Here is a 1428-nt window from a genome sequence, read left to right on the forward strand (position 1 = left end):
CCAGGCGCCGGCCGGCCCGACCGTTTCGTACCAGGCGCCGGCTGCGCAGAGTGCTCCGGCCCAGGCGCCGGCTGCCCCGGCTGCTTCGTACCAGGCGCCGGCTGCCCAGAGTGCTCCCTCCCCGGCGCCCGCTGCCCCGAGCCGCGACCTGGCGAGCACCGACCTCAGCGGCGGCCTGACCACCAGGGTCCCCCTCGACGTGTCGGGCCACAACTCGCTGATCCCCACGGCGAGGGAGGCCGCGGCCGCAGTGAACGAGGTCAAGCCGGTGCACGGCAATCTGTGGCTGTAGGGCTGAGACCACACCCGTACGGAGTCGGCCCTCGGTGGAGTTCGAGGGCCGTCCGTCACTGTGCACGGTGAGGCACGTCGGCCGCTTCCCGTGCCGGACCCTGCGCAGTGTCAACCTGAGCATGCATCCCGGTCGGTGACCGGACATCACACACCGGTGGTCACCGGAATTCGCCACCGGTGATCACTTTCCTGGCCGCGTGGCGGTGACGGCACAGGGCGTTCCTCGGTTACGGCTACGGACAACCGAACCGGACGAGGAGTGAACCATGGTCGTCAGCACCGGCGGAGTACCGGTGGGTGCCGAGGACGGAGCACCGGGCCCGGCGCTGCCCGGACCGGCGGGCAGAACACGGCGCGCGGTGGTACGTGGTCTACGCGCCTGCGCGCTCGCCGCCGCCCTGGCGGCCCCGGTGTTCGCCGCCTTGCGGCCGCACCGCACAGGATCCGCACCCAGGAACGCCGACGACACCGCCTTCGACCAGACCTACCGCGGTCGCCGGATCCGCGGTGTGTGGATCCCGGCGCGCGGCGCAGCGGAGGACGGCCGGTGGCACGTCACCGTGGACGACCGCCCGCTGCATCTGATGCGCCGTGCCGACGGCACCTGGCTGACGATGGTCGACCACTACTGCTCGTACCGGACACCGCTCGAGGCCGCCCGCGCCGCCGTCGACGAACTCGGCCCCGGTCAGCGGCTGCGCGACCTGGCTCCAGGACCGGTGGATCCGGGACACCGGCACAAGGGAGACCGGCATGGCGTACGTGCGTAAGGACGCCGGCACGCTCACCCGGGCCGAGAAGCGCCGGTTCGTCAATGCACTGCTGGAGGTCAAACGGCGGGGCGAGTACGACGAGTTCGTACGGATGCACATCGCGTACTTCTCCGCCGACGGCGAGCACGCACTGCGCGCCGCGCACATGACGCCCTCCTTCCTGCCCTGGCACCGCCGGCTGCTGCTCGATCTGGAGGGCGCGCTGCGCCGGGTCGACTCGTCGGTGACCGTGCCGTACTGGGACTGGACACGCGACCGCACGACCACCTCCGCCCCCTGGACGGCGGACCTCCTCGGCGGCAACGGGCGCCGCTCCGACCGCCAGGTGATGACGGGTCCGTTCGCCCATCGGGAGGGCAAC

The 1428-nt window shown here is 72.1% G+C and carries 3 protein-coding genes; all 3 read left to right on the forward strand.

What is annotated here, in order from left to right; translation table 11 throughout:
• On the forward strand, nucleotides 1-292 hold a 292-nt coding region (locus ACTWQJ_RS51285), incomplete at its 5' end, for a hypothetical protein (protein WP_443313184.1).
• Between the two features lie 268 nt (nucleotides 293-560).
• Entirely contained in the window at nucleotides 561-1064 is a 504-nt protein-coding gene (locus tag ACTWQJ_RS51290; protein WP_443313185.1) for a tyrosinase family oxidase copper chaperone, read from the forward strand.
• The coding region (locus tag ACTWQJ_RS51295) for a tyrosinase family protein (RefSeq protein WP_443313186.1) at nucleotides 1048-1428 on the forward strand (381 nt) is incomplete at its 3' end. The genes ACTWQJ_RS51290 and ACTWQJ_RS51295, both read left to right, overlap by 17 nt.

The sequence above is a fragment of the Streptomyces sp. KR55 genome, assembly GCF_052245645.1.
Classification (GTDB): Bacteria; Actinomycetota; Actinomycetes; order Streptomycetales; family Streptomycetaceae; genus Streptomyces; species Streptomyces flavusporus.